General features: G+C 71.0%; 6 protein-coding genes and 1 tRNA gene. 3 read left to right on the top strand and 4 right to left on the bottom strand.

From position 1 onward, the window contains the following. Both EQG76_RS00495 and EQG76_RS00490 read left to right on the top strand, forming a co-directional pair. A partial coding sequence (locus EQG76_RS00495; RefSeq protein ID WP_159709619.1) for an ABC transporter ATP-binding protein occupies window positions 1-711 on the top strand: 711 nt, incomplete at its 5' end. Further along, window positions 708-1,799 carry an ABC transporter substrate-binding protein gene (locus EQG76_RS00490; RefSeq protein WP_159709617.1) on the top strand — a complete coding sequence of 364 codons (1,092 nt, stop codon included), beginning with the start codon at window positions 708-710 and terminating at the stop codon, window positions 1,797-1,799. The genes EQG76_RS00495 and EQG76_RS00490, both read left to right, overlap by 4 nt. Before the next feature lie 161 nt (window positions 1,800-1,960). Here the strand turns inward: EQG76_RS00490 and EQG76_RS00485 are convergent. The 4 genes from EQG76_RS00485 to EQG76_RS00470 form a co-directional block, all read right to left on the bottom strand. Next, window positions 1,961-2,034: transfer RNA gene (locus EQG76_RS00485), tRNA-Gln, on the bottom strand. 20 nt (window positions 2,035-2,054) lie between these two features. Continuing rightward, complete coding sequence (locus EQG76_RS00480; protein ID WP_159709615.1) at window positions 2,055-3,317, bottom strand: CCA tRNA nucleotidyltransferase; 1,263 nt, start codon at window positions 3,315-3,317, stop codon at window positions 2,055-2,057. After that, on the bottom strand, window positions 3,314-3,958 hold the full coding sequence (locus EQG76_RS00475) for a CoA pyrophosphatase (protein ID WP_235031134.1): 645 nt from the start codon (window positions 3,956-3,958) through the stop codon (window positions 3,314-3,316). Before EQG76_RS00475 ends, EQG76_RS00480 begins: the two co-directional genes overlap by 4 nt. Further along, window positions 3,955-4,488 carry a DUF1285 domain-containing protein gene (locus EQG76_RS00470; protein WP_159709613.1) on the bottom strand — a complete coding sequence of 178 codons (534 nt, stop codon included), beginning with the start codon at window positions 4,486-4,488 and terminating at the stop codon, window positions 3,955-3,957. Before EQG76_RS00470 ends, EQG76_RS00475 begins: the two co-directional genes overlap by 4 nt. Before the next feature lie 222 nt (window positions 4,489-4,710). Between EQG76_RS00470 and EQG76_RS00465 the strand changes: the two genes are divergently transcribed. Further along, window positions 4,711-4,988: AAA family ATPase (locus tag EQG76_RS00465; protein ID WP_200840450.1), on the top strand; the 278-nt coding region annotated here is incomplete at its 3' end.

Here is a 4,988-nt window from a genome sequence, read left to right as displayed (position 1 = left end):
GGCGGCCGGCGGATCCAGGAACTGTCCGGCGGTCAGCAGCAGCGGGTCGCGATCGCCAGGGCCTTGGTGTTCGAGCCCGACTTGCTCCTGCTCGACGAGCCGCTGGCGGCTCTCGACCGCAAGCTGCGCGAGGAGATGCAGCTGGAGTTCCGCCGCATCCAGCAGGAGCTGGGTGTCACCACGATCAACGTCACCCACGACCAGCGCGAGGCGCTGGTGATGTCCGACCGGGTCCTGGTGATGGCGAACGGGCGGGTGCGCCAGGACGCCCCGCCGGAGATCACCTACGGCCGGCCGGCGGACCGGTTCGTCGCGGGCTTCCTGGGGCTCACCAACTTCCTGCCCGGCAGCTTCCTGGGCCAGGACGCGGACGGCCGCGCGCGCGTACGGGTCGGCGGCACCGAGTTCCTGGCCCGGGCACCCGCCACGGCGCTGGCCCCGGGCGCACCAGTGGACCTCGCGATCCGTGCCGAGCGGATCCGGCTCGGCACCGCGCACGGCCATCAGGCGGTGCTGGAGGAAGTGATCTTCGAGGGCGACCGGCGGGTGCTAGGTGTGCGCCTGCCGGGGCTGGCCGACCTGCGCCTGCAGTTGTTCGACATGGGCGGGCCAGGGGACCCGCTCCCGTCGCCGGGCGGGACCGTGACGGTCGACTGGTCACCGGACGACCTGCTGCCGTTTCCCGGAGCTTCGAGAGGAGGAAGCCAATGAACAGGATCAGGATCGGCCGCAGGATGGCCCTGGCCGGCACCGGTGCCTTGCTGGGCACCGCCATGCTGGCGAGGCCAGGCTTTGCGCAGGACGCGCCGGACAAGCCGGCGGAGCTGATCGTGCGCGCCTGGGGCGGGGTCTGGGCGGATGCGCTGGACAAGGGGGTGAGCCAGCCCTTCACCGCCGCCACCGGCATCCGCGTGCGCCACGACCTCACCGAGGACAACGAGATCCAGCCCAAGATCTGGCAGGCGGCAGCGCAGGGCCGAGTCCCGCCGATCCACGTCAACTGGGACACGACCGTCAACGCCACCAAGTCGGCGCTGCGCGGCGTGACCGAGGACCTGTCCGACCTGCCCAACCTCGCCACCGCCTTCGAGGGTGCCAGGCCGAAGGGCCTGGACGGCGTGCCGATCGTCAACACCTATTCCTATGTCTACGTGCTGGCCTATGCCGACAAGGCCTTTCCGGACGGTCCGCCGGACAGCTGGCAGGTGATGACCGACCCCAGGTTCAAGGGCCGGATCGCGCTCTACGACGACGGGATCGGCTTTCACTTCCCGGCACAGGTCGCCGGCGGGGGCAAGGTCGAGGACATCCCCGGGAACATGCAGCCGGCCTGGGACTTCATCGCGAAGGTGAAGGAGAACGAGCCGCTGCTCGGCGAGGATCCGGACTTCACCACCTGGTTCCAGAACGGCGAGATCGACCTCGCCTGCACCATCATCAGCAATGCCCGCGAGGCGAAGAAGAACGGCATCCCGGTCAGCTGGACGGTGCCGAAGGAGGGGGCGAAGGTCGACACGGACGGGCTGTGGGTGCCGGTGGGCCTGCCCGAGAACGAGCTCTACTGGGCCAGGCAGTACGTGAACTTCGCCCTGTCGAGGGACGCGCAGCAGGTCTGGTGCGATGGCTTGGGCCTGCCGGGCATGGTGCCGGGCCTGACCCCGCCGGCCGACCTGGCCGGTGACCCGGCCTATCCGACTACGCCGGAGGACTTCGCCCGGCTGATCTCGATCCCGACCAGGGTGCAGGTCGAGAACGAGAGCGAGTGGTTCGGCAGGTTCAAGGACATCATGCAGGGCTGAGCCGGCAGCCTCGCCGGTGCGGTCGCGGTAATGCCGCGGGCGCGCCGGAGCTGGCACTTCGGCAGCCGTGAGAGAAACCGGCCGAAATGATTCGCGCCCGCCAGCATCCTGGCAGGTGATACTCAACCGGTAATCGTGGGGAGCTGGCCGGCTCGGAGTGTTGGCTGGGGGACCTGGATTCGAACCAGGATTAACCGGGTCAGAGCCGGTCGTTCTACCGTTGAACTATCCCCCAACGGCCGTGCGAGCGGGTGATTAGGGGGCCGGCGGAGGTTCGTCAAGCCGGTAACGTGCGGAGAGCTCGGCAAGACATGCGTTCCGGTCCGGACGCATGCCCTGGCCCAGCCACCAGGCCTCGACCTCGCGCAGGAGCGTGCCGACTTCAGGGCCGGGCCGCATCCCGAGTGCCAGCGCATCACGCCCGCCAATCGGGAACTCCGGCCGGGTCCAGTTGCGGGCCAGGGCCAGGGGTGCCGCCACCGCCTCCCGGCCCAGCCCCTGGGCCGCGGCGGCCAGCAGGAACCGGTCCCGCCAGCCGGCGGTGCCGCCCTCCCGGTACCAGCGGCGCTCGAGGACCGCCGGCGCCTCGTCCAGCGGCGGTGCCGCCTCGCCCAGAGCCGCCTCCAGTCGGCGGACCTCGGCCGACGACAGGCGCAGTCGCAGGGCCAGCCGCTCGCCCTGTCCTGGCGCCGGCTGGGGCCCGTGGAACAGGGCCGCCAGGCGCAGGAGCGGGTCGGCATCGGGGGCAAGGCGCAAGAGCGGCGCCAGCCGGCTGGGCACGGCATCCTCCATTCCGAGTGCGGCCAGGATGCCGCCATCCACCATCGCCTGGAGACTGGCCAGGACGTTCGGGCCGGCCAGCAGCTTCAGCAGTTCCTTCGCGACCCGCTCCGCACTCAGGCTCCTCAGGAGCGCCGCATGCCGGATGCAGGCGGCGAGACCTGAAGGATCGGGTGCCTCGCCGCCGAACCGGGCGAAGAAGCGGAAGAAGCGCAGGATGCGCAGATGGTCCTCCAGGATCCGCCGCTCCGGGTCGCCGACGAAGCGCACGCGCCTGGCCTGCAGGTCGGCGAGCCCGCCCAGCGGGTCGACCAGTTCGCCGTCCGGGCAGGCGTAGAGGGCGTTGATCGTGAAGTCGCGGCGGGCCGCGTCCTCGGCGAGGCTGCCGCCAAACGCCACCAGCGCATGGCGGCCATCAGTGGCCACGTCCCGGCGCAGCGTCGTCACCTCGAACGGGCGACCTTGCGCCACCACCGTCACCGTGCCGTGCTCGATGCCGGTCGGGATGGGCTTGAGCCCGGCCGCCGCCGCCTGTGCCGCGACCCGTTCGGGCAGGAGGTCGGTGGTGAGGTCGATGTCGAGCGTAGCATCGTCCCTGCCCGGTGCCAGCAGGCTGTCACGGACGCAGCCGCCAACGAACCAGCACTGACCGCCCCCCTCCGTCAGCGCCGCCACCACAAGACGAGTGCTCGTCCAGCGCAGCCAGGGGGCATCGAGCTGCACAGCGCTGCCGCTCATGGCCGCCAGCGCAGGAGCTGCACGAAGTTGACGATGATCCCGGCGGTGGCACCCCAGACATGCCGGCCGTTCCAGGGCAGCGTCCAGTAGGTGCGCATCCGGCCGTCGCGCATCCGCTGCTCGCGACAGTGGTTGGCGAGGTCGACCGCGAACTCCAGCGGCATCTCGAACACGTCGGCCACCTCGAACGGGTCGGGGATCCACGCGGCCTTGGGCCGGATCCAGCCGACCACAGGGTGGATGCGGAACCCGGTCACCGTGTCGTAGGGATCGAGCTCGCCCAGCACCTCCACCTCGTCCGGCTGCAGGCCGATCTCCTCCTCGGCCTCACGCAGCGCGGTCGCGGCCGGGTCGGGATCGGCTGATTCCATCCGCCCGCCCGGAAAGCTCACCTGGCCCGCATGGTGGCGCAGATGGGCGGTGCGGGTGGTGAGCAGGAGAAACGGCCCGCCCGGCCGCTCGACCAGCCCCACCAGCACGGCGGCTGGCCGCGGCAGACCTGGCGGGCGCAGCTCCTCGAATCCCTCGTCGCCACGGTTCAGGCTCTCCGCCAAACGCTTGGGCACGGGCCGGGCGCGATCCAGCCGGGCACGCAGGAGCGCGGGGTTGCGCCAGGCTGCCGCCAGATCCTCATCGCTCAAGCCGCGTCTCCATCGACCGCCAGGGCGGACAGGTCATGGCGGCGGCCGCCGGCCCAGAGGCCCACCGGCTCGTCCGGGCCGCTATCCTCGATCGCCAGCTCCAGGAGCTGGTACCATACCGGCCGGGCTAGCCCTGCCTCCAGGCCGTTCTCCAGCTGCACGTAGAGGCGCGGACCGCCATCGGGGCCCTGCCCAATGCGCAGCCCGTGCTCCGCGCCGAGTTCGACCCAGTGGTCCAGATTGGTGCGCAGGCGAATCCGCCGCGCCTTTCCCTGGCCCACCACCTCCGCCTCGACCGCCAGGAACGGCGCGTCGGCGACCTCGACCCGGCCGCGCTCGACCGGCGTCACCAGCCAGTAGCTGCCATCCGGCTCACGCCTCAGCACCGAGGCGAACAGCCGGACCAGCTTCTGCCGGTCGATCCGCGAGCCGCGATAGTGCCAGCTCCCGTCCGCCTCGATGCGCAGATCGAGGTCGCCGCAGTCGATCATCGGCCTGGTACCGCCGCCTTGCGACCCACCCTCGCTCAAGTCCCGTCTCCTGTCCTACTCCTGGCCACCCTGCGGCCGAACCATCCTGCCGCGTTGCGCGTCGAGGTGGAAACGCCGATCCTGTGGTCATATGTGTGTTGGGTGCAGGCGGTCGAGCAAGACCGGCCGACCTGGTACAGCCGGCACCGGTCCTGCTGCCCGCGCCGCCGGGCCGCCCCGGATGCCGGGCCTTCGTTTCGCGATCTTGCCGATGGAGGGCGGATGAGCGTTGCCAACGAGCCGGGCGCAGAGGTGGCGGTTCAGGCCGTCGAGGCGGCGGTGGACGGCCTGGCCAGGGTCAAGGAGGCCGTGGCCATGGTCGTCTATGGCCAGGAGCGGGTGGTCGAGGAATCCTTAGTAACCCTCCTGGCCGGCGGGCATGGCCTCCTGGTGGGCGTGCCGGGCTTGGCCAAGACCCGGCTGGTGGAGACGCTGGGCGTCGTGCTGGGGCTCAGTCAGAAGCGGGTCCAGTTCACGCCTGACCTGATGCCGTCCGACGT

This window comes from Geminicoccus flavidas (genome assembly GCF_009806515.1).
GTDB lineage: Bacteria > Pseudomonadota > Alphaproteobacteria > Geminicoccales > Geminicoccaceae > Geminicoccus > Geminicoccus flavidus.
This window is presented reverse-complemented; position numbering and strand designations above follow the sequence as displayed.

What these genes read in the sequence shown, in the direction of transcription:
- EQG76_RS00490 (WP_159709617.1), top strand. Translation starts at nt 708, where the DNA reads ATGAACAGGATCAGGATCGGCCGCAGGATGGCCCTGGCCGGCACCGGT.
- EQG76_RS00480 (WP_159709615.1), bottom strand. Translation starts at nt 3,317, where the DNA reads ATGAGCGGCAGCGCTGTGCAGCTCGATGCCCCCTGGCTGCGCTGGACG.